At 49.2% G+C, this 20021-nt stretch carries 19 protein-coding genes; 11 read left to right on the top strand and 8 right to left on the bottom strand.

The genetic code is table 11. The annotated features are described in order from the left end of the window. Positions 1-79: 79 nt before the first annotated feature. The gene (gene putP, locus ACFVS2_RS16695) at positions 80-1543 is read right to left on the bottom strand and encodes a sodium/proline symporter PutP (protein WP_173618670.1); all 1464 of its coding nucleotides are present in this window, start codon (positions 1541-1543) and stop codon (positions 80-82) included. Positions 1544-1729: 186 nt separating this feature from the next. After that, entirely contained in the window at positions 1730-2209 is a 480-nt protein-coding gene (locus tag ACFVS2_RS16700) for an outer membrane protein assembly factor BamD (RefSeq protein ID WP_390235753.1), read from the bottom strand. Positions 2210-2333: 124 nt separating this feature from the next. Here ACFVS2_RS16700 and ACFVS2_RS16705 point away from each other — a divergent pair, with 124 nt between their 5' ends. Next, the gene (locus tag ACFVS2_RS16705) at positions 2334-2540 is read left to right on the top strand and encodes a cold-shock protein (RefSeq protein WP_048034192.1); all 207 of its coding nucleotides are present in this window, start codon (positions 2334-2336) and stop codon (positions 2538-2540) included. A gap of 119 nt (positions 2541-2659) precedes the next feature. Here ACFVS2_RS16705 and ACFVS2_RS16710 read toward each other — a convergent pair whose 3' ends face one another. Both ACFVS2_RS16710 and pdxR read right to left on the bottom strand, forming a co-directional pair. Beyond that, positions 2660-2860, bottom strand: coding sequence for a hypothetical protein (locus ACFVS2_RS16710; protein WP_047071580.1), 201 nt, complete (start codon positions 2858-2860; stop codon positions 2660-2662). A 117-nt stretch (positions 2861-2977) separates the two neighbouring features. Continuing rightward, the gene (pdxR, locus tag ACFVS2_RS16715) at positions 2978-4417 is read right to left on the bottom strand and encodes a MocR-like pyridoxine biosynthesis transcription factor PdxR (RefSeq protein WP_390235757.1); all 1440 of its coding nucleotides are present in this window, start codon (positions 4415-4417) and stop codon (positions 2978-2980) included. A 106-nt stretch (positions 4418-4523) separates the two neighbouring features. Here pdxR and ACFVS2_RS16720 point away from each other — a divergent pair, with 106 nt between their 5' ends. From ACFVS2_RS16720 to cimA, 7 genes are all read left to right on the top strand, one after another. Beyond that, entirely contained in the window at positions 4524-5318 is a 795-nt protein-coding gene (locus ACFVS2_RS16720) for a thymidylate synthase (RefSeq protein WP_173618667.1), read from the top strand. After that, complete coding sequence (locus ACFVS2_RS16725; protein WP_173618666.1) at positions 5315-5791, top strand: dihydrofolate reductase; 477 nt, start codon at positions 5315-5317, stop codon at positions 5789-5791. Before ACFVS2_RS16720 ends, ACFVS2_RS16725 begins: the two co-directional genes overlap by 4 nt. A 154-nt stretch (positions 5792-5945) precedes the next feature. Then, a complete protein-coding gene (locus ACFVS2_RS16730) occupies positions 5946-6944 on the top strand; it encodes a histidinol phosphate phosphatase domain-containing protein (RefSeq protein WP_390235759.1) in 999 nt (332 codons plus the stop codon). Between the two features lie 74 nt (positions 6945-7018). Continuing rightward, positions 7019-8212, top strand: coding sequence for a M20 metallopeptidase family protein (locus tag ACFVS2_RS16735; protein ID WP_390235761.1), 1194 nt, complete (start codon positions 7019-7021; stop codon positions 8210-8212). A gap of 117 nt (positions 8213-8329) precedes the next feature. Then, on the top strand, positions 8330-9421 hold the full coding sequence (locus ACFVS2_RS16740; RefSeq protein WP_173618663.1) for a YheC/YheD family endospore coat-associated protein: 1092 nt from the start codon (positions 8330-8332) through the stop codon (positions 9419-9421). A 102-nt stretch (positions 9422-9523) separates the two neighbouring features. Next, a complete protein-coding gene (locus tag ACFVS2_RS16745) occupies positions 9524-10363 on the top strand; it encodes an alpha/beta hydrolase (RefSeq protein WP_390235764.1) in 840 nt (279 codons plus the stop codon). A 118-nt stretch (positions 10364-10481) separates the two neighbouring features. Next, positions 10482-12104 carry a citramalate synthase gene (gene cimA / locus ACFVS2_RS16750; protein ID WP_390235766.1) on the top strand — a complete coding sequence of 541 codons (1623 nt, stop codon included), beginning with the start codon at positions 10482-10484 and terminating at the stop codon, positions 12102-12104. Between the two features lie 258 nt (positions 12105-12362). On the opposite strand, the gene ACFVS2_RS16760 is transcribed toward cimA, so the two are convergent. After that, positions 12363-12908 (bottom strand): GNAT family N-acetyltransferase, encoded by a 546-nt coding sequence (locus tag ACFVS2_RS16760; protein ID WP_173618660.1) that lies wholly within the window; start codon positions 12906-12908, stop codon positions 12363-12365. Between the two features lie 272 nt (positions 12909-13180). Continuing rightward, positions 13181-14044, bottom strand: coding sequence for a helix-turn-helix transcriptional regulator (locus ACFVS2_RS16765; RefSeq protein ID WP_390235769.1), 864 nt, complete (start codon positions 14042-14044; stop codon positions 13181-13183). Between the two features lie 135 nt (positions 14045-14179). Here ACFVS2_RS16765 and fabF point away from each other — a divergent pair, with 135 nt between their 5' ends. From fabF to ACFVS2_RS16780, 3 genes are all read left to right on the top strand, one after another. Continuing rightward, entirely contained in the window at positions 14180-15412 is a 1233-nt protein-coding gene (gene fabF, locus ACFVS2_RS16770; protein ID WP_390235771.1) for a beta-ketoacyl-ACP synthase II, read from the top strand. A 125-nt stretch (positions 15413-15537) separates the two neighbouring features. Continuing rightward, complete coding sequence (locus tag ACFVS2_RS16775) at positions 15538-16086, top strand: sigma-70 family RNA polymerase sigma factor (protein ID WP_390235773.1); 549 nt, start codon at positions 15538-15540, stop codon at positions 16084-16086. Next, positions 16061-17134 carry a DUF4179 domain-containing protein gene (locus tag ACFVS2_RS16780; protein WP_390235775.1) on the top strand — a complete coding sequence of 358 codons (1074 nt, stop codon included), beginning with the start codon at positions 16061-16063 and terminating at the stop codon, positions 17132-17134. The genes ACFVS2_RS16775 and ACFVS2_RS16780 overlap by 26 nt, the downstream gene beginning before the upstream one ends. A gap of 65 nt (positions 17135-17199) precedes the next feature. Here the strand turns inward: ACFVS2_RS16780 and ACFVS2_RS16785 are convergent, their stop codons facing one another. Next, the gene (locus ACFVS2_RS16785) at positions 17200-17430 is read right to left on the bottom strand and encodes a DUF1128 domain-containing protein (protein ID WP_015892616.1); all 231 of its coding nucleotides are present in this window, start codon (positions 17428-17430) and stop codon (positions 17200-17202) included. Positions 17431-17461: 31 nt separating this feature from the next. Continuing rightward, positions 17462-19954, bottom strand: a complete 2493-nt coding sequence (locus ACFVS2_RS16790) for a U32 family peptidase (protein WP_390235778.1) — start codon at positions 19952-19954, stop codon at positions 17462-17464. Positions 19955-20021: the final 67 nt, after the last annotated feature.

The raw sequence follows: 20021 nt of genomic DNA on the forward strand, positions 1-20021 counted from the left end.
TCAACAGAAAAAAGCAGCCTATGGCGCGGGACAGGGCAGTTGTCCAGCGCATAGGCTGCTTGGCTTTTGTCGGCAAGGATTATTTCATGCTTTTTTGGTACTCATCAAACTGAGCGGTTACCTCATTCGAAGGCTTGCTGGTCAAATGGCTGACAACCACGATGGCGAGCAGGCTAATGGCAAAGCCGGGAACCATCTCATAAAGGAAGTCCTTCAGCACATCAAAACGAGTCCAGATGATAACGGTAAGCGCGCCAGCGACCATTCCCGCGAGAGCACCCCATTTGTTCATGCGCTTCCAATAGAGGGAGAGCAGAATGACAGGCCCAAATGAAGCACCGAACCCGGCCCACGCATATCCGACGAGATCGAGGATCGTGTCATTTTTATTCAAGGCGAGCAAAAAGGCGACGACAGATACAAGCAATACGGACAAGCGGCCAATCGTGACCAGCTCTTTGTCAGTGGCAGAACGCTTGAAAAAGGTTTTGTAAATATCCTCGGTCAAGGAGCTGGAAGTGACGAGCAGCTGAGAGGAAATCGTACTCATGATCGCTGCCAAAATCGCCGCCAGCAAAAAGCCGGTAATGAGTGGATGGAACAGGATCGTACCCAACTGTATGAAGATCGTCTCAGGATCGCTCAACGTCCAGCCTTGCTTGGAGTACAGGGCGATACCGACCAGACCTGTCAGCATGGCGCCAGCGACGGAGAAAATCATCCAGCCCATACCGATGCTGCGTGCTTTTTTGATCTCACTCGTGGACGTGATCGCCATAAAGCGAACGATAATGTGCGGTTGTCCGAAATAACCGAGCCCCCATGCAAACAAGGAAATGATACCGAGCAGGCTCGTCCCTTTAAAAATATCGAGCAAAGAGGGATCGACAGCGTGGATCTCCGTAAACGTTTCTCCCAATCCACCTGCTGTAAGAACGGTCACGAGCGGAACGAGAATGAGCGCGATGACCATAATGAGTCCTTGTACAGCGTCCGTCCAGCTTACAGCGAGGAAGCCGCCAAACAATGTGTAAGCAATGGTGACCAATCCGACAATCCATAGTCCGGTTTGATAGCTCAGGTGGAAGGTGTTTTCAAACAACACGCCTCCAGAAACGAGACCGGAAGAGACGTAAAAAGTAAAAAAGATCATAATAACAAGTGCCGAGACAAGACGAAGCATCCGAGACCCGTCCCCGAAACGATTTTCCAAAAAAGCGGGAATCGTAATCGAGTTGTTGGCAACCTCCGTATACGAACGAAGGCGGGGAGCGACATACAGCCAGTTGGCATAAGCTCCGAGAGTTAGACCGATGGCAATCCAGGATGCGCTAAGACCTTGGGCAAACATGGCACCTGGCAGCCCCATCATTAACCAGCCACTCATGTCGGATGCACCTGCACTGAGAGCGGTTACAGTTGGACCGAGCGACCGACCGCCGAGCATGTAGTCTGTCAGATTAGAGGTACGCTTGTAGGCATAATAGCCGATCAAGAGCATACCTGCCATGTACACAATAATAGATGCGAGTAGCATATTCATGGGCATCACCTCGTTGTGTTTAGTATTTATGAATTTTATATGAACATCTTACACGTTATCATGCCCAATTATAAAAATCTATAAGGAAACACAGAAAATTTTGTAGAGCCTCAATAAAAAGTTTTTTAATAACACGAAAAAGCCCGCGATGATTGATCGCAGGCTTTTCTTGAAACATTTTCCAAATTACTGAACTTGAACCTGACCGTTTCCGTCGAGTGTTACTTTGAATTCCTTTACGACAGTAGGCTCCGCACCTTGGTTGTTCAAATCGTGCTTAAGCACTTTGAAAGTACCATCGGCAGAGAGCGTGCCTGTATATTCAACACCAAACATGTCAGATTTGTAAAAGCTGAAGTTCGCTAGCTCGGTCTTTTGCAATTCTTCTACGAGCAACTGACCATCTCCACTGAACATGGCATTACGCAATGCTTCAGAGGATTCGTATTTTTGTTGGAGGTATGCTTGCAGCTGTTTGGCGACTTCAGACTCCGCCAGTTGCTTGCCGGCTTCCAGAACTTGTTGGCCCGCTTCGACAGCCTGTTTGCCTGTCTCAATCGCTTGTTGACCTGTTTCTACTGCTTGCTGAGCGGTTTGGACCCCTTCGGATATTTCCGAGCAGGCAGTGAGCAGCAGCGCGCATGCAATAATCAATGCTTTTTTCATGTGATTCACTCCTTTCTGGCGTGACGATTCATACTTTATTTATTTTACCGTATATCCACTGACTTCGCATCCGCATATGATGAGGTAAGCGTAAGAGCTGCATTGATTACAGGGAGGAAACACAATGATTCAAGGGAAAGTAAAATGGTTCAGCAAAGAAAAGGGCTATGGGTTTATTGAGCGCGATGGAGGACCAGATGTATTCGTACACTATTCTGCGATCACGGGGTCAGGTTACCGGAATTTGGAGGAAGGCGAGCAGGTGGTTTTTGAGATTGTGAATGGACAGCGGGGACTGCAAGCAGCCAATGTAGCGAAGAAAATCGTGTAAAAGAGGTATCATCTTCTAAAAACACATGACGAAGGAATTCCTTCGATTTCAAAAACGCCGTCATACCTGTACAAGGCAGACGGCGTCTTATTTATGTCACGTAGCTTTCGGGATTGTGATCAAAGGTTGTTGTAGAGAAAGACTGACAAAGCTATAACCAGAGCGATTGTAATGATGCCGTAAATGATCAACAGATTGCGGGAACGTTGTTTAAAGTCCCGCACTTTAGATTCGGATGGGTTAATTCCGATTTTTATCGTAACGACGAGACCTATAAGAACAAGTACAATAATAGCAATAATGAAAGGCAAAATACTCATAACAGCCAGTCCTTTCTGTATGGCACAGTCATCCTGCTGGATATACACGAGGATGCATACGGTAGCTTACCTCGATCATATACCGACCGCACAAAAATGTTGCCATCCACTTGGGGATTATTTTGCCCATCCACTTGCCATGAATGCATCCGCTAAGCGCGCAACTGCCTCAGGGATCTGATCGAGGGTAGCTCTGCCAAAGGTGAAGCGGACATATCCTTGCTCTGCCCCGAAAAGATGTCCTGGAACGAAGACAACTCCCCGTTTGACTGATTCTGTGAGAAGAGTTTCGCCGCTCCATTCCCCTTTGAATTTACACCACAGGTGAATTCCTCCTTCTGAACCGACCATTTCTACTTGATCACCGAACTTGTCTTGAAGAGAAGAAACAAGCTGATCGTGCCGTAAGGACAGCTCTGTTCGCAAAAGGTCGATATGACTCGCAAACTGAGGCGATCCGAGAAAGCGATTCGCTAGCCATTGCGGAAAAATGCTGTGTCCAAAATCAAACTGCTGTTTCGCATCTGCCAGTCTTTCCATGACAGTAGGGGGCCCGACGATCCAGCCGATCCGCAGACCTGAGGCGACAATTTTGGTCAAAGAGCTGATGTAGAGTACTGTTCCGTGTTGATCCAGCGATTTTAAGGTTGGGACGGGTTCTCTCGAAAAACTGGTCAAGCTGTATGGATCATCCTCGATGATCGGAATCCCGTTTTCATAGGAGAACGCGAGCAATTCCTGACGCCGCTCCAATGAAAGCAGTGTCCCTGTCGGGTTTTGATAATTCGGATTGAGAAAAACCATTTTGATGCGGTGCTGTCGGTGCAGCTGGGCCAAGTGCTTCGGGTCGATTCCGTTCCGGTCGACAGGCAGCGAGAACGTACGCAAGCCAGCGGAATGAAAAAGCGGCAAGGAATAACAGTAAGACGGCTCCTCAATGGCAACCGCATCCCCTGGCTTTAACAGACATTGAACGACGAGATGAAGAGCCTGCTGCGCGCCTGATGTGATCAGGATCGAGGTAGCAGGTGCTGCGATGCTTCGCCATGTTTTCATATGGAGACTCAATGTCTCTCGCAAAGCCCAATTGCCCTGCGGATGCTCATAGCCGAGATGAGCCGGGAAGTCATCGGGGGTCATGAGCTGCTGAAGCGATTGATTGGGGATGAGATCGATCGAGAGCTCGCCACTCGCCAAATCGATTAACTCATTTTCCTGTGTTTCACGGCGGATTTTGCGAATCAACGGTAAATTCGGACGAAACGACCCTGACTCCGTCAAATGACGCCAGTTCGGAACGCGGGTCCGTGCCAGTCCCCAAATATCTTGGCTGACGATGGTGCCACTTCCTTGTATGCGCTCGATCATACCTGCTGCTTGCAGCTCATCGTATGCAGCGACGACAGTAGAACGGTTGACGTTCAGTTCTTTGGCCAGCGTGCGCTCCGAGGGCAAATAGCTACCAGGACCGAATTCACCACTGCTGATTCTTTGCTCGATTTGCTCTGCTATTTGTTTATATAAGGGCTTTGTAGCCACAGAAGATATGCCATCCATACGAATCCCGCTTTCTACATTTATCCATTTATTATATCATGACATTCCGATCTTTCATTTTTGTCTGGGTCAGGTAAAATAGATGAGATGGAAGGAGAGATGGACGATGAAACAATACCTGGATTTGTGCCAGCGCATTTTAGATGAGGGTGCCACAAAAGAGGATCGGACAGGCACCGGAACGACCAGTGTTTTTGGGCATCAGATGCGTTTTGACCTGAGTGAAGGTTTTCCAATGGTCACGACGAAAAAGCTGCATATGAAATCGATCATCCACGAATTGCTCTGGTTTTTATCGGGCGATACCAATGTCCGCTACTTGCAGGAAAACGGCGTGCGGATCTGGAACGAATGGGCCGACGAAAACGGAGATTTGGGCCCGGTATACGGAAGCCAATGGCGCTCCTTTACTGGACGCGACGGCAAAACAGTGGACCAGATTCAATGGGTCATTGATGAGATCAAACGCAATCCGGACTCTCGCCGCTTGATCGTTAGCGCGTGGAATCCGGCTGAATTGGACAAGATGGCATTGCCGCCTTGTCACCTGTTGTTCCAGTTTTACGTAGCGAATGGCAAGTTATCCTGCCAGCTGTATCAGCGCAGTGGCGACACGTTTTTGGGTGTGCCGTTTAATATCGCTTCCTACGCTTTGCTGACGCATATGGTGGCGCATGTCACCGGACTTGAAGTGGGCGATTTTGTTCATACGATCGGTGATGCTCATCTGTATCTCAACCATATCGAGCAGGTCAAGCTGCAGCTCACTCGCGAGCCGAAACCACTGCCGAAGCTCGTGCTTAATCCAGAAGTGACTTCGATTTTTGACTTCAAATACGAAGATATTGAAATCGTCGGCTACGAATCACACCCGCACATCAAAGGCGAGGTGGCCGTATGATCAGCCTGATTGTTGCCTATGCCCGTAACCAAGTCATCGGAAAAGATGGCGACATGCCGTGGCACCTTCCTGCCGACTTGAAAAATGTGAAGGAATTAACGACAGGCAAAACGATCGTGATGGGACGCAAAACGTTTGAATCGATCGGCAAGCCGCTGCCTAACCGCAGAAATGTCGTCCTGACACGCAGTCAGGATTTTCACCCTGAAGGTGTAGATGTCGTCCATACGAAGGACGAAGTGCTCGCAATGGGTGATGTCATCATCTTTGGTGGCTCGGAAATTTATCGTCAGTTCCTCGATGTCGTGGATCGTCTGTACATTACGGAGATCGATTTGGAAACAGAGGGCGATACGTTTTTCCCAGCATGGGATCGTGATGCGTACACTTTGGTGGACAAGCGTGAGGGTATCGTGGATGAGAAGAACGTTTATCCGCATGCGTTTTACGTGTATGAGCGAAAAAATAGCTGATTGTGGAAAATGCCTCGTTGCTGAGGCATTTTTTTTGTTCTTTTTTCACCTCTTTTGCTAGGTCGCTCGTCATGTGAATACTCGACATATGTATGGAACCACATGCATATAAACGATAGAAAACAGCAGGGACGAACCCAAGGAGGTGATCGGGATGAAGGTAGACTTTCACGTCCATCTGGAGGAAGGGCCGTATTCGCTGGACTGGTTGCTCAAGCAAGCGGAATCATTGCGCCCCCTCGTGGAGCATGCCGAAGTGAAGGGGAGCCGAAAATGGGCAAGTATGCTGACCAATGGGTTGGCAGAACGCCTTCAACAAGGCCCGTATTCACGAGATTGGCTGGAATTGTATCGATTACGTGCCAAACAGGCGGGGATTCAGCAAGTTTGCGTGGTCGAGCACTTATACCGTTTTCTAGACTATCGGTCGTACTACGAACAGCATGTGCACATCGGCTCTGATCGCTTGGGGACCGCGCAGCGCAAATGGCTGAGTCAGGTCGCAAATGACTCACTGGACAGCTTTGTTGTTTTCCTGCAAAAAGAGCGGCTTCGTTGGGCGGAGGATGGGATTGAGCTGCGTGTGGGGATTGAACTGGATTATTTTTCAGGTGGAGAAGAGACGCTGCGGCATGTCATCAATCAATATCCTTGGGATGTGTGCATAGGGGCCGTGCATTTTCTGGAAGGCTGGGGCTATCCGATCCACGATGCACGAGAACGCTTTGGAAGACAGGAGCTAATCGGATTGTACAGCCTTTATTTTGATAAGCTGGAGCAGGCGATCGAATCGCAATTATTCGATGTCATTGCCCATATCGATGGCATCAAAGCGTTTGGTGTGCGACCGGATGAAACTGCCCTATTGCCGTATTATCAGCGTGTGGCCCGCGCTCTTGGACGCAGCGGAATTGCGACAGAAATCAATACAGGCTACGGTCTGGCGAGTCAGCTCCGGGAATTTTCGCCCAGCTATCGTTTTTTGGAAATTTTGTTCCAGAATGAGGTGCCCATCACATTGGCGTCTAGCGCTACTGCCCCTGATCAAGTCGGTCAGCAGTTGGACGAGGCTCGAGCCCAGTTGAAACGGGTAGGCTATACGAGCTTTGCGGTCTTTGAGAAGCGAAAACGCAGCATGCTCGCTCTGGATTAGTCAAGCTCCCCATTTGGTCCATGATTCTGCTATGATGGGAGAAGAATGGGCATTCAGGGGGAGGAGTAAGAACCATGGCCTTGCAGGAACAATTAAAAGAGCTACTCAAAGAGATGGAGCCGCAAATCATTAGCTGGAGGCGTCATCTACACCAGCATCCCGAGCTTTCCTTTCAAGAGGAGAAGACCCCAGCCCTCATTGCCGAAATATTAAGAGGACTTCACTTTGATGAGGTTCGCACAGGCGTGGGCGGTAGAGGAGTCATCGGCGTTTTGCGCGGAGGGCGCCCGGGTAAGGTCGTCGCGTTGCGTGCGGATTTTGACGCACTGCCGATTCAAGATCAAAAAGAAGTGCCGTATAAATCTACCGTCCCTGGCGTCATGCATGCGTGTGGTCATGATGCGCACACTTCCCAGCTATTAGGACTCGCTTCTGTTTTGGCAGCACATCGTGAGCAGTTTGCCGGTGAAATTCGCTTTGTCTTTCAGCATGCGGAAGAGGAAAATCCGGGCGGAGCTACCCAAATGGTTCAGGATGGTGCAGTAGATGGCGTCGATGCGATCTTTGGCGTTCATCTCTGGTCGATGTTCCCTGTGGGGAAGGTATACATTAGCGCAGGTCCCCTGATGGCGAATACGGACGACTTTTCCATCGAGATCAAAGGAAAAGGGGGACACGGTGCTGTTCCAGAAGAAACCGTCGACTCCATTGTGATCGGTTCACAAATCGTCGGTCATCTCCAAACGATTGCCAGCCGCAACGTCAGCCCGTTAGAAAGTGTGGTCGTGACCGTGGGGACGTTCCACGGCGGAGACAGTACGAACATCATCGCAGATAGCTGTCGTTTGACAGGGACTGTCCGCACCTTTTTGCCAGACGTCCGCGATCGTGCGGAGCAGCGCCTGACAGAAATTGCGGAGGGGACAGCTGCCATGATGGGAGGCAGCGCTACAGTTGTCTACGATCGAGGGTATCCAGCCGTCATTAACCATGAAAAAGAAGCAACGATCGCACAGGAAGCAGCCATTGCTGCATTCGGAGTTGGTCGCGTGGAATCGATGAAGCCGTTGATGGGTGGCGAGGACTTTTCGTACTACTTGGAAAAGGTGCCCGGCGCTTACCTGTTCGTAGGAGCAGGCAATCCAGAAAAACTGGCGACATATCCCCATCATCATCCACGTTTTGATATCGACGAGGATGCCATGTTAATCGCAGGCGAGCTCTTGGGACGAACAGCCCTGCACTATTTGGAAACACATCAACGATAAGAAAATTCATGAAAGATGCGCTTTTGCCTACATAGGACAAAGGCGCTTTTTTTGCTTTCAACCATAAGCTATACGAGGCTAGCTAGAAAATCGAACAAGGGAGGGAGTGGCCTTTCGGTGAGAAAACGGATAGGCGTACTGACCTACCGAGGAGAATCAGGCTTTGTCGAGCCCGGCTTTTTACGAAGGCTGGTTGAGGAAGGGAGAGAATTGGGGGCAGAGGTTTTTTTGTTTAGCCCACAAGATGTCCAGTTTGCAGAAAAGCGGATCAACGGTTTTGTACCAGATGGCACGAAGTGGAGACGAGAGCGTTTTGCCTGGCCCGATATCGTCATCGACCGTTATCGCTACTATCCATTGCCCAAGCATCGTGCCTATTTGCCATTTCGCAAGCAAGACTTGTTTCGTTATGCGAATAACCGCTTCTCGAACAAATATGCCGTACATCAGATTTTGATACAAGATCCTGAGCTACAGCGCTGGCTTCCCGAAACACTCCCCTACGACAGAAAAACGCTTGATGCGATGCTTGCCGATCATCGTCTGGTTTACTTCAAGCCGACAAACGGCACAGGTGGCAGAAGCATACTGCGTGTAGAGAAACGAGCAGGTCGCTACCTTTTGCATGGCAGGACCAAGAAGCAAGCCAAAAGCTGCGAAAAACTGGCGACGCTCACAGAGGTGTGCGAGCGGCTGGAGCATTGGATGAAGAATGAGAAGAGCGGAAACGAGCAGTTTTTTCTTCAACAGGGGCTACGGTTGTCATTGGTTCCCAAGCGAACAGTAGATGCTCGCATGCTTGTGCAAAAGGACGGGAAGGGTCAGTGGTGTTTGACCGGGATGGGCATTCGTGTTGGGCCGATACAATCGTCCACCTCGAATTTGCATGGGGGAGGAACCGCTTTGCCTGCGGTTTCCTTTTTGGTCCAACGATTTGGTCAGGAAATGGCAGAGCGGATTGTGCTGGAATGCAAGGAGCTCGCGATCAAGACTGTCACACGCATTGAAGAGCATTTCGGCCTGATGATGGAGTTTGGCTTTGATCTGGGGATTGATATTCACGGGAATGTTTGGATTATCGAAATCAATCCGAAGCCAGGCAGAGAAATTTTCAAGCAGTTGCGTCAGCACCAGCGATATAAGATGGCGGTTCGACGGCCGTTGGAGTACGCGTTGTATCTCGTTAATAAGAGCAATCTGACCGAATGAGGGATCTTCCATAGAGGAAGGTCTCTTTTTTTGGTATTTCCGTTTCTTTTCAGAGGGGGACACGGCATAATAATAAAAAAATGCACAAGAGGTGAAACGCACATGCAAAAACAATCATTTTCCATCGAACTCGACGAGGAGTTGACACTGCGAGGAGACATTCATACGGAGGAAGCGGCAGGTACAGCACAGCCACTGCTACTGTTTTGCCATGGTTTTAAAGGCTTCAAGGATTGGGGAAGTTTTCCCTATGTAGCCGATGAGCTGGCCAAGCAAGGCATTACCACGATTCGCTTTAATTTTAGCTGCAATGGTGTAGGGGAGAGCTTGACGGAGTTCGACGAGCTGGAGAAATTCGGGCGCAATACGTATGCGCGTGAACTGGCTGATTTGCAAGCGCTGACGGAACGGATTTTGTCAGGCGAGCTTCCTGTACCTGATTATGTGGACAAAACGAAGCTGTACGTATTGGGACACAGCAAGGGCGGCGGTGACGCGATTCTATTCGGAGCGAACAACCTGCATGTGGCAGGGATTGTGACTTGGAACGGAATTGCTCATGTCGACTTGTTCGACGAGAAGCTGCGCCAACAAATAGAAGAGACAGGCGTCGGATACATAGCGAATGCGCGGACTGGTCAAGATATGCCAATCACGAGAGTCGTGATCGAGGATGTGGATAACAATCGCCAGAAATACAATATTTTGGAACTGGTTTCTGCGATGGAGCAACCACTGTGCATCATCACAGGTGAAAAAGATTATGTCCGTCTGGTAGAGGGTGCAAAAAGAATTCATCAGGCTGCCAAAAACAGCGAGCTGCACTGGATAGAAGGCGGAGATCATACATTTAACACGCGTCATCCGTTTGCGGGTACATCGGCTCCATTGGAAGCAGCGATCAAGCAAACCGTCGCATTTGTCCGCACCCCACGGACATAGAAAAAACCTCTATTTTCCTGCGTTTTCTTTCCATTTGGGCTGTGGTATACTGGGAATCGTCTAACGGTTAGAATGATGTGATTATTCAGAAAAATAACGGAACAGGTGGAGAAGAAACATGAATAGCAAGGTGTATCTGTATGATACGACCCTGCGAGATGGTACGCAGGGAGAGGGGATCAGCCTGTCGGTAGAAGACAAGATAAAGATCGCACTGCGGCTGGACCAGTTTGGTATTGATTTTATTGAAGGCGGTTGGCCGGGCAGCAATCCAAAGGACATGGCTTTTTTTGAGCGTATCCGGGAGATTTCGCTGCAGCACGCAAAGGTAACGGCTTTTGGCAGTACCTGTAGACCGAATGTAGCTGCTTCCGATGATGACAATCTGCAAGCGTTGATCTTAAGCGGAGCCTCGGCAGCGGCGATCTTCGGGAAATCCTGGGACTTGCACGTGACGGATGCTCTCAAGACGACATTGGAAGAAAACGTGCGCATGGTCGCTGATTCGGTCGCATTTTTAAAAGAGAACGGACTGACGACTCTCTTTTTGGCAGAGCATTTCTTCGATGGGTACAAGGCGAATCCGCGCTACGCATTGCGAGTGCTGGAAGCGGCAGAAGAAGCTGGAGCTGACTGGATCGTTCTCTGTGATACAAATGGCGGGACACTGCCGCATGAAGTCTATGATATTGTCAAAACGACTGTGGGCCATCTGCGGACGCCTGTAGGCATTCATCCGCATAATGACAGCGGAGTGGCAGTTGCCAATGCACTAGCTGCGATTCAGGCGGGCGCACAGCAAGTACAAGGAACCATTAATGGCATCGGTGAGCGCTGTGGGAACGTCAACCTGATCTCAGTGGTTCCGAATTTGCAGCTCAAGCTCGGCCATCACTGTGTGAGCACTGATCAATTGCAGGAGCTGACACAGCTCTCGCGCTATGTAGCGGAAATTGCCAACATGACGATGCCGAACAACCAGCCGTTTGTCGGGTACAGTGCTTTTGCTCACAAGGGTGGTATTCACGTAAGCGCCGTTATGCGCGATCCGAAAACGTACGAGCACATTGAGCCGGAAAACATCGGCAACAAACGTCGCGTACTCGTTTCTGAGCTCGCTGGCCAAAGCAATTTGCTCGCCAAAATGGAAGAGCTGGAGATCGATCTTTCGTTGGATCGCGAAAAGGCGAGAGAAATCATTACACACATCAAAGAGCGCGAATTCCAAGGCTATCAATACGAGGGAGCAGAGGCTTCGCTCACGCTGATGCTGTTGGAAGCCTCCGGCAAGCTGAAAAACCTGTTCAATCTAGACTCCTTCAAGATCATGCTGGAAAAGGCAGCCGTCCAATCGATCACGTCGGAGGCGACTGTGAAGCTGCGTGTAAACGGGGAATCTGTCCATACGGCTGCTGATGGCAATGGTCCGGTGAATGCGCTGGACAATGCGATGCGAAAAGCGTTGGAAAGCTACTACCCGTGCATTGCAAAAATGCAGCTGGAAGATTACAAGGTGCGTGTCTTGGACGAAAACGGCGCGACTGCCGCAAAAGTACGCGTCCTGATCGAATCCTCGAGCAACGGCGAAAAGTGGAGCACAGTCGGCGTCTCCACCAACGTCATCGAAGCAAGCTGGGAAGCGCTGGCAGACAGTATCCGTTACTTGCTTTGGAAAGAAGGCTGCGAGGAAGTGGGAAGCCTTGCTTCCTCCGGGACGCGCGTAGGGATTGTGAATCATTAGCAAAGTGAACCAGCCCAGGCAGATGCCGTCGGGCTGGTTTTCCTTTGGTGTACAAGTTTTAGAAAGCACCATTGTGTGACTGATGTACTTGCGACCTGTTGACTAAGCCATACAGATAAAGCAACTAACTCCTGTGCTTGATAGTTACTCTGTCGCTGAACGAATCCTTTTTCTGTGGTTAGGTGTTCTAGAACATGAGGAGACATTAGCGTTGTAGCGGTGCCTCATATAGCCGTTTAATAATTATTTCTGTTACCTTTATACATCTAAGCTGTTGATGATAGCTAATATTTGATGATCTGTCCATTTGCCATTAATCTTTATATTTTCTTTCGCTATACCTTCTTTTTTAAACCCTACTTTTTCTAATACACGAATAGATGCTAAATTGTCAGGCATAGCTCCTGCTTCAATTCTATGTAGTTTTAATTCTCTAAAAGCAAAGTCTACAACAAGTTGAAGAGCTTCTGTTGTATAGCCCTTTGAATTATACTCCTTATCTAAAGTAAATCCCGTATAACAGCTTTGGAAGTTTCCCCTAGCAATTTGAGTTAATGAAATGTCTCCGATAAGTTTATCAGTTGCTTTTAAAAAGATTCCAAAAGCATATACTTGCCCTTCATCTGTCTTTTTTAATACCTGTTCAATGCGTATTTTTTGATGTTCTTCTGTATAAAAGGCTTCTGGGAGTAATGGGCAAACTCGTTGAAAAAAATCGCGATTTCTAGTATGTAATTTAGCTAACTCGCTGGCGTCAGAAATCTTGTAAAGTCGAAGATATATTTGTTCTCCTACTAGTTTCATAAAACCCCTCCGATATCCTTTTACTACAATTTTATCATGGTTAATGAAATGTATTCATTTCAAGTTAACATAATGGCACAATATCAGTAGTCAACAATGGATAGAATTTTCGTTATGGGGGGATTTTGATTTTTTAGGTTGATAGGCATGTGGTGGTACCCCTTCCCTGAGAAACTACCGCCCGTAGGGTGGCTTTGGCTCGACGGTCCCCTATTGGAAGTGGAGACGGACAGTCAATCCACCATGTTGACCCAAACCAGAAAAACCTTCGGTCACGGTTGTGCAGAAGAAACCGGACGATCAATCAGCTGCCGTAGCTTCGTTTCCGTGGCAGAATTTGGGTCAGGCGTGTAAATGCTACACCGCAAATCTGCGCTCCCGGAGACTTGCAGCGAAGTCAGATGAAAGAGCATTTTCCCTGCCTTTGCATGACGGAATTCCAGTAAAACCTCCGGGGCTGAGCTGACACGGCTCTGCTCCCAAAGGTCGTGAAAGTCGGGATGAACCTGCCGCATCTCACTTAAAAACTGCTCGTACCACTCATCCTCTACATACTGACCGTAATTGGCGCGAAAAATCGCAAGAAAGCCGCTGACGAAATGCTCCCAGTTGACGGCCAGCCGTCGTAATTCCTTTCGCGTAAACACCAGGCGGATCAAATTGCGCTCTTCATAAGGGATTTGTTCGAAATCGAGAAAGACATGTGCGGCTGCCTCGTTCCAGCCCACAATATGACTGCGCCGATCTGAAATGATGGTTGGACACGAGCGCAACTCTTTTAAGATTCGTTTCAGGGCAGGATTGATCTTCGGCGGTTCATCTTTTTGCACGTTTTGCCCGATTCCCGTGCCTGTCTCTAGTGCCAGCGCATACAAATATTTGCGCTCATCGACGGTAAGCTGCAAGGCTCTCGCTACCGCATCTAGAACAGAAGGAGAGACCTTGATGTCGCGGCCCTGTTCCAGCCATGTATACCAGGTGGAGCTAACCCCCGCGAGCTGAGCAACTTCTTCTCTTCGTAGTCCGGGGGTTCTTCTGCGCGTCCCAGGAGCCAGCCCGACCGATTGTGGCAGGATTTTGGCGCGCTGCGCTTTTAAAAAAGTAGACAGTGCCTGCAAACGCGTTTGCTGATTCATGGTACACTCTCCATTTCCTCAACTGGTTAAGTTTGTTAGACTAGTACTCATTATACTAGGATAAACAACAACTTGTAATAGGATAACGCATGTGACAAGATGATTTCCATAAGGCACTCGAATTGGAGGCTATTCATGGAAAAAGTCGTTGTCACAGGTATGGGAGTGATCTCCCCGATAGGGAACACAGTGAATCAGTTTTGGAACAGTCTCGTGCAAGGGAAGTCTGGTATCTCGCCTATTGATACTTTTGATACAGCACGCAATAAAACGAAAATCGCAGGTTTGGTGCGAGATTTTGATCCGGTGGAGCGTTTTGGGCGCAAAGAAGCGCGGCGAATGGATCGCTTTTGCCAGTTTGCCCTTGCTGCTGTAGAAGAAGCACTAGAGGATGCAGAGCTTCGGTTGGACGAGTTGGACCGCGAGCGAATCGGGGTATATGTAGGCTCTGGCATTGGTGGGGTAGCGACACTGCTTGAGCAGCATGATGTCCTACGTGAGCGAGGTCCTGAGCGGATTAGCCCGACGCTGGTTCCTATGCTCATCTCTAATATGGCAGCAGCGATGATCAGCATCAAGTACGGTCTATACGGTCCGACAATGTCCCCTGTTACGGCTTGCTCGATTGGGAATACGTCCATCGGTGAGGCTTTCCGGCTCATTCGGTCGGGCGGAGCGGATATCGTCATCGCTGGTGGTTCTGAGGCAGCAGTCACGGACATTTCTCTCGCTAGCTTCAGCAACGCGACGGCATTGTCAACGAGAAATGATGATCCAGCAGGAGCGAGTCGGCCTTTTGATGCCCAGCGGGATGGATTTGTGATGGCAGAGGGTGCCGGGATTGTGATTTTGGAATCAGAATCACACGCCAAGAAAAGAAACGCCCGTATGTATGCCGAGGTGATCGGCTACGGGGCAAGCTCTGACGCCTATCATATGGTAGCGACACATCCAGAAGGAATCGGTCCCTACCGTGCGATGAAATGGGCTCTCCAGGAAGCAGGGGTGCAAACGACAGACGTGGATGTTATCAGTGCGCACGCGACCAGCACAGAAATCGGAGACTGTTCCGAGACACTGGCAATCAAAAAGCTGTTTGGCGAGCATGCGTACCGTGTACCGATCACCGCCAACAAATCGATGACGGGTCATATGTTTGGTGCAGCTGGGGGGGCGGAGGCGATCGCCCTGATTAAGAGCCTACAAGAAGGAATCATTCCCCCGACGATCAATCAGGAGGAGCAAGACCCGGACTGCGATCTGGACTATGTGCCAAATACAGCACGTAAAGCCGCGCTCGACATCGGCATGTCCAATTCCTTTGGCTTTGGCGGTCATAATGCAGTCATCGTGTTGAAAAAAGTGTAACGAATAGAGTCTGTTTCCGTAGTCTCCGGTAGACTATGAGAGCAGGCTTTTTTCATTTCGGTAAAAAATGTGAAACGTTTTACAGTCCTGATTTCTCTAACTGGGGAGAAAAGGAGGGGAGAAGATTGAACAAAAAGCTTGGTCTCGTTGCACGCGCCAAGACCGGTGATTCAGAGGCATTCCAAATGCTCATGCACCAGGAAAAAGCATATCTGTACAAGATGGCTTTCGTCTACACGCGCAACGAAGAGGATGCGCTGGAGGTTTTTCAAGAAACGGTCTATAAGGCTTTGATCTCCATTTCAACCGTAAAGGACGATCAATATTTTACGACATGGCTGACGCGAATTTTGATTAACACGGCGATTGCCTATTTGGCTAAAAAGCGAAAGGTGATTTCGCTGAGTAAAGACATGATCGAAAATATGCGAGATACAGAAGGTGTAAGGCTGGAAGAACGAATAGACCTTTTGGAAGCAATGGAAGAGCTCGAAGAAAAGTATGTAACGGTTCTCTTGCTGCGATTTTATAAAGACTATTCTGTAAAGCAAATCGCTGCCTTGCTAGATTGCCCGGAAGGCACCGTGAAAACGAACATACACAGAGGTCTAACTCTATTAAGGAAGAAGCTGAAAGGGGAGTATTTCCATGAGAGAAAAAATTCATGCCTATAAAGAGCAAGTAGATCGCATTCCGGTCCCTACAGAGAAGCTGGACGACATTATCACCAAAACGGTTCGAGAAGCATCGCCACAAAGAAAACGCCTAAACAAAAGGAAGCTGGTGTATAGCACAGGGGCTGCAGTCGTTGCTGTAGGTATCTTGTTTAGTTCAGCGACTGTCTCACCCGCTATGGCGAACCTCGTCTCCAAGGTGCCTTTGATCGGATCGATATTCGCTACTTACGGTGACAGCGGATTGAAGCAAGCGAGTGAAAAAGGCTTAACGACTGTCATCGGCGAGTCGCAGGACGTGGGTGGCAATGCGATTACCGTCAATGAAGTCTACTATGATGGGACACGCTTTACGATTGGGTACACATTAGAAACGAAGGAAGCAGTCGGAGAGCATTATTTAGGCTCCTCACCAGATTTGACAGTGAACGGGGAAGCGTTTGGATACGCAGGAAGCAGCAAGCAAACACAAATCACTCCGACGCTTGCGACCGGAATTGTCGATATCGACGCAATTAATGGCTTGCCTCAAGAGTTCAAGCTAGGGTTGAGCTTTCAGGGGGAGGACGGTAAGAAGTGGAGCTTCTCCCTACCAATCAGTGAACGTACAGATACGAAACGCATTCCGATTAATCACCAGCAACAAGCTGGAGGCATTGACCTGACCGTTTCGGATGTCACAATGGGTCCAGCAGGGTTGGTTGTGAGCTTCCAGGCAGTAACCGAGGAAATTGGGTATTTATCGAGCTATTTGGAATTCAAGGTGGTTGATGAAAAAGGGAACGAGCTGGGAGCGTATTCAGGCGGCAGCCAAGGTAAAAAGTCCGACGGCAAAGAGTATCTCACGGGTACAAGACGTTTTGACCCGGTGACAGCGGATGTAAAAGAATTAACGATCACGCCATATATGTCATTGCCTACGAACGGTGGCGGTGTCGAAATCGATGGTAAAGGGAAAGAAACCCTGATCCAATCGGCAATCGAGACGATACAAAACCATGGAAAGAACATCAAGTTCAATACGTTTACAATTTCCTTACAAAAATAAAACCACATAAAAAAGCGTCCCTCCACGTACTGGAGCGACGCTTTTTTACTTGATCAGGGCAAAAACTAGGATTGTTTTCTCATTGCACCCAGCTCTTCAACGATGGCGGTCATTTCATTGATGCCAAACGCTGCTTTTTTCTGCACCATGTTGTACAGGTACAGCAAATCCTCGTAATGAACGAGATCGAAATCCTCCGGGCGCATCACCGCTGTATTCGCCATGTTCAGCTTTGCTTTGATGCCCTCAATGATAATGGCAAGGTTTTCTACAGTAGGTTGATTCAGGTCAGCCATACTTTCTCTCTCCTCTCGACAAAGCTGGTATTTATTTCGTCAGTTGCCCACGTGTGACGCCCAATTGGTTGGTAGCCTTCAGGGTACGCCATACGTGTGTACCGCTAACTTCTCCGCGCAATGCCTTGCGATACAGACTGATTACCTCTTTCACGCGCTCTGGCTCTTCTTCCAAAAACTCGATGCGGTAGCTGCCGACATTTAGAGAGCGGAACTCACTCAAGTACTCAGCACCGGACTGGTCAATCGCGTTATAAACGGTATTGCGGCAACCGGTATCGACACGTATAGGGTGAGAGAAACCGACGCGGTCTTTCAAGGAAATGCGGGAGGTCTCACATGGAGTTCCGCAGTTTGTATGATCAGTACCTTCACTCATAAATGTGCAGTATACGCAGTGCTCGGTGTGGAACATCGGCATGTGCTGGTGGATAACCAGCTCCATGTTCGCAGCATTCGAGCGGCTGAGCAGATCGACCATCTGCTGGATGTTCAGATCGTACGATGGCGTGACGAGCTCAAGACCTGATGCAAGGAACAGCTCAACTGCCTTGTGGTTCGCGACATTCAAGGAGAAATCGCCAATCAGCGGAATGTCGATTTCATCACGTCGGGACAAGTAGTAATAGAGTGCTCCCGTATTGCGCACCAGAATAGCGTCTGGCTTGCTTTTCGCGATCAGGGCAAGGACACCGTTTTCATCCGGCATATGAATGCGCATCGTAGCAATCCCGATCTTTTTCCCGTACTTATGGGCCAGCTTAACACCCTCTGGATACTGTTTGACAAATTCAAAGTCAGCGTAGAGGAAGTCCACATCTGTTTGCGCAGCTGCTTCCAATTGCTCAAGCGAGCGGCACAGTGCTGTCAGGAGCGGCTTTTCCACTGGTTTTCTCGTTGGTACGTCCGCGTATACATTGATATCGTGATGGTGGTAAATCGGCGGCTTGGAACGCAGGAACACGAGCTGTTCTACTGCGTCACGACGCATGCGGTTCAATTCACTGACAGGTACGATGAGATCCCCTTCGAGATCGACAGTCAGATCGTGAGCTTCCAGGTGGAAAATGGTTCCGCCCAGACGGCTTAGTTGATCGTGCAGCAACTCAGCCGTCAGAGGACGCTTCAAAGCAGTCTCCAGCAGTACCTCAGAAGGAACACTGACAGCGTGATTCGCCTGTTTATCCACCCAAGTGACGCTGAGCTTTTCACCCAGCTTGCCGCTTACGTGAACGGACAGCGGGAAGGTGCGATAAGGCTTTTCCGTCTCGAACGTTTTGCGCAGGCGACGATCCAGCTCAGGATCGCTCGTCTTCCATACGCGGTCACCGACGTGAAGACGCTTCAGATTCACGTCATTGCGTCCCATGACGATTTCGTACAGGCCTTTGGAAACTTCGCCTTCTACTTTTTTACTGCGGATCAAAATATCGTAGATGCGACCGCCTTCTTCTTTTTGTGTGGGGTCACCCGCGTCGAACACGATTCCGTCTCCGCGTTTGACAGGAGCAGTGATTTCTACCAAAACGCCTGTAGGAAGCAGTTTTTTCACAGTTCCCAAAAACACACCGCGGCTTTTCGGGAACGATCCATCTACGAGCTGCTTGTTGTTTGTCCCGGTCAAAAATCCGTGTGTAAACCCGCGAGAGAAGCTTTGTTGCAGCTCACGTACTTCTACCTCGGATGGTCCCGTATCTTGTCCGGCAAAATAACGCTCGATGGCGGCATTGTATTTGCTCACGACGTTTGCAACATACTCAGGTGTTTTCAGGCGGCCTTCAATTTTAAAGGAAGTCACGCCAGCCTCGATCAGCTCAGGAACCAAATCGATAGCAGCCAAGTCCTTCGGGGATAGCACGTAAGCGATATTCCCCATTTCCTTTTGCACACCGTCTACCATCAGGTCATACGGCAAACGACAGGCTTGGGCACACTCCCCGCGGTTTGCCGAGCGTCCACCCCACATTTCCGAGGTCAGACATTGTCCGGAATAAGAAACGCACAAGGCACCGTGGACGAATACTTCCATCGGCAGCTTTGCTTTTTCTCCGATTTTTTTGATCTCTTTTAATGAATTTTCACGACCGAGTACGACGCGTTCCATATCAAACGGCTTCGTGAACTCCACCGCTTCTGGCGAAGTAATCGTCATTTGTGTAGAGCCGTGAATCGGGAAGTCTGGAGAAATCTCACGGATCATCTTTACAAGACCGAGGTCTTGTACGATCACAGCGTCTACTCCAGCGTGAATACAGGCGTCAATCAGCTCGCGTGCATCCTCTAGTTCATTTTCAAATACGAGAATATTAAAGGTAAGGAAGCCCTTTACCCCGTACATGTGCAAATAAGCCATAATCTCAGGCAGTTCCGCCATTTGAAAGTTCTCAGCACGAGCACGCGCGTTGAACTTTTCTACTCCAAAAAAGATGGCATTGGCTCCGTTGGCCACGGCTGCCTTCAAACAGTCCCAGTTACCAGCAGGAGCCAACAGCTCGATATCTTCACGTTTTATACCATTTCGCATGTGTATGTCATTACCTCCAAGGTCTTCAAACAAGCTCTTCTTCATCATAGGGAAATGTGCTGGTCAC

This window comes from Brevibacillus sp. NPDC058079 (assembly GCF_042885155.1).
Taxonomy (GTDB): domain Bacteria; phylum Bacillota; class Bacilli; order Brevibacillales; family Brevibacillaceae; genus Brevibacillus.

Excerpts from the sequence above, each read along its gene's own strand:
- fabF (WP_390235771.1), top strand. The coding sequence starts at position 14,180 with ATGGAAAAAGTCGTTGTCACAGGTATGGGAGTGATCTCCCCGATAGGG.
- ACFVS2_RS16710 (WP_047071580.1), bottom strand. The coding sequence starts at position 2,860 with ATGAGTATTTTGCCTTTCATTATTGCTATTATTGTACTTGTTCTTATA.
- ACFVS2_RS16790 (WP_390235778.1), bottom strand. The coding sequence starts at position 19,954 with ATGCGAAATGGTATAAAACGTGAAGATATCGAGCTGTTGGCTCCTGCT.
- ACFVS2_RS16785 (WP_015892616.1), bottom strand. The coding sequence starts at position 17,430 with ATGGCTGACCTGAATCAACCTACTGTAGAAAACCTTGCCATTATCATT.
- ACFVS2_RS16700 (WP_390235753.1), bottom strand. The coding sequence starts at position 2,209 with ATGAAAAAAGCATTGATTATTGCATGCGCGCTGCTGCTCACTGCCTGC.
- putP (WP_173618670.1), bottom strand. The coding sequence starts at position 1,543 with ATGAATATGCTACTCGCATCTATTATTGTGTACATGGCAGGTATGCTC.
- ACFVS2_RS16735 (WP_390235761.1), top strand. The coding sequence starts at position 7,019 with ATGGCCTTGCAGGAACAATTAAAAGAGCTACTCAAAGAGATGGAGCCG.
- cimA (WP_390235766.1), top strand. The coding sequence starts at position 10,482 with ATGAATAGCAAGGTGTATCTGTATGATACGACCCTGCGAGATGGTACG.
- ACFVS2_RS16705 (WP_048034192.1), top strand. The coding sequence starts at position 2,334 with ATGATTCAAGGGAAAGTAAAATGGTTCAGCAAAGAAAAGGGCTATGGG.
- ACFVS2_RS16780 (WP_390235775.1), top strand. The coding sequence starts at position 16,061 with ATGAGAGAAAAAATTCATGCCTATAAAGAGCAAGTAGATCGCATTCCG.
- ACFVS2_RS16730 (WP_390235759.1), top strand. The coding sequence starts at position 5,946 with ATGAAGGTAGACTTTCACGTCCATCTGGAGGAAGGGCCGTATTCGCTG.
- ACFVS2_RS16720 (WP_173618667.1), top strand. The coding sequence starts at position 4,524 with ATGAAACAATACCTGGATTTGTGCCAGCGCATTTTAGATGAGGGTGCC.
- pdxR (WP_390235757.1), bottom strand. The coding sequence starts at position 4,417 with ATGGATGGCATATCTTCTGTGGCTACAAAGCCCTTATATAAACAAATA.
- ACFVS2_RS16760 (WP_173618660.1), bottom strand. The coding sequence starts at position 12,908 with ATGAAACTAGTAGGAGAACAAATATATCTTCGACTTTACAAGATTTCT.
- ACFVS2_RS16725 (WP_173618666.1), top strand. The coding sequence starts at position 5,315 with ATGATCAGCCTGATTGTTGCCTATGCCCGTAACCAAGTCATCGGAAAA.
- ACFVS2_RS16745 (WP_390235764.1), top strand. The coding sequence starts at position 9,524 with ATGCAAAAACAATCATTTTCCATCGAACTCGACGAGGAGTTGACACTG.
- ACFVS2_RS16765 (WP_390235769.1), bottom strand. The coding sequence starts at position 14,044 with ATGAATCAGCAAACGCGTTTGCAGGCACTGTCTACTTTTTTAAAAGCG.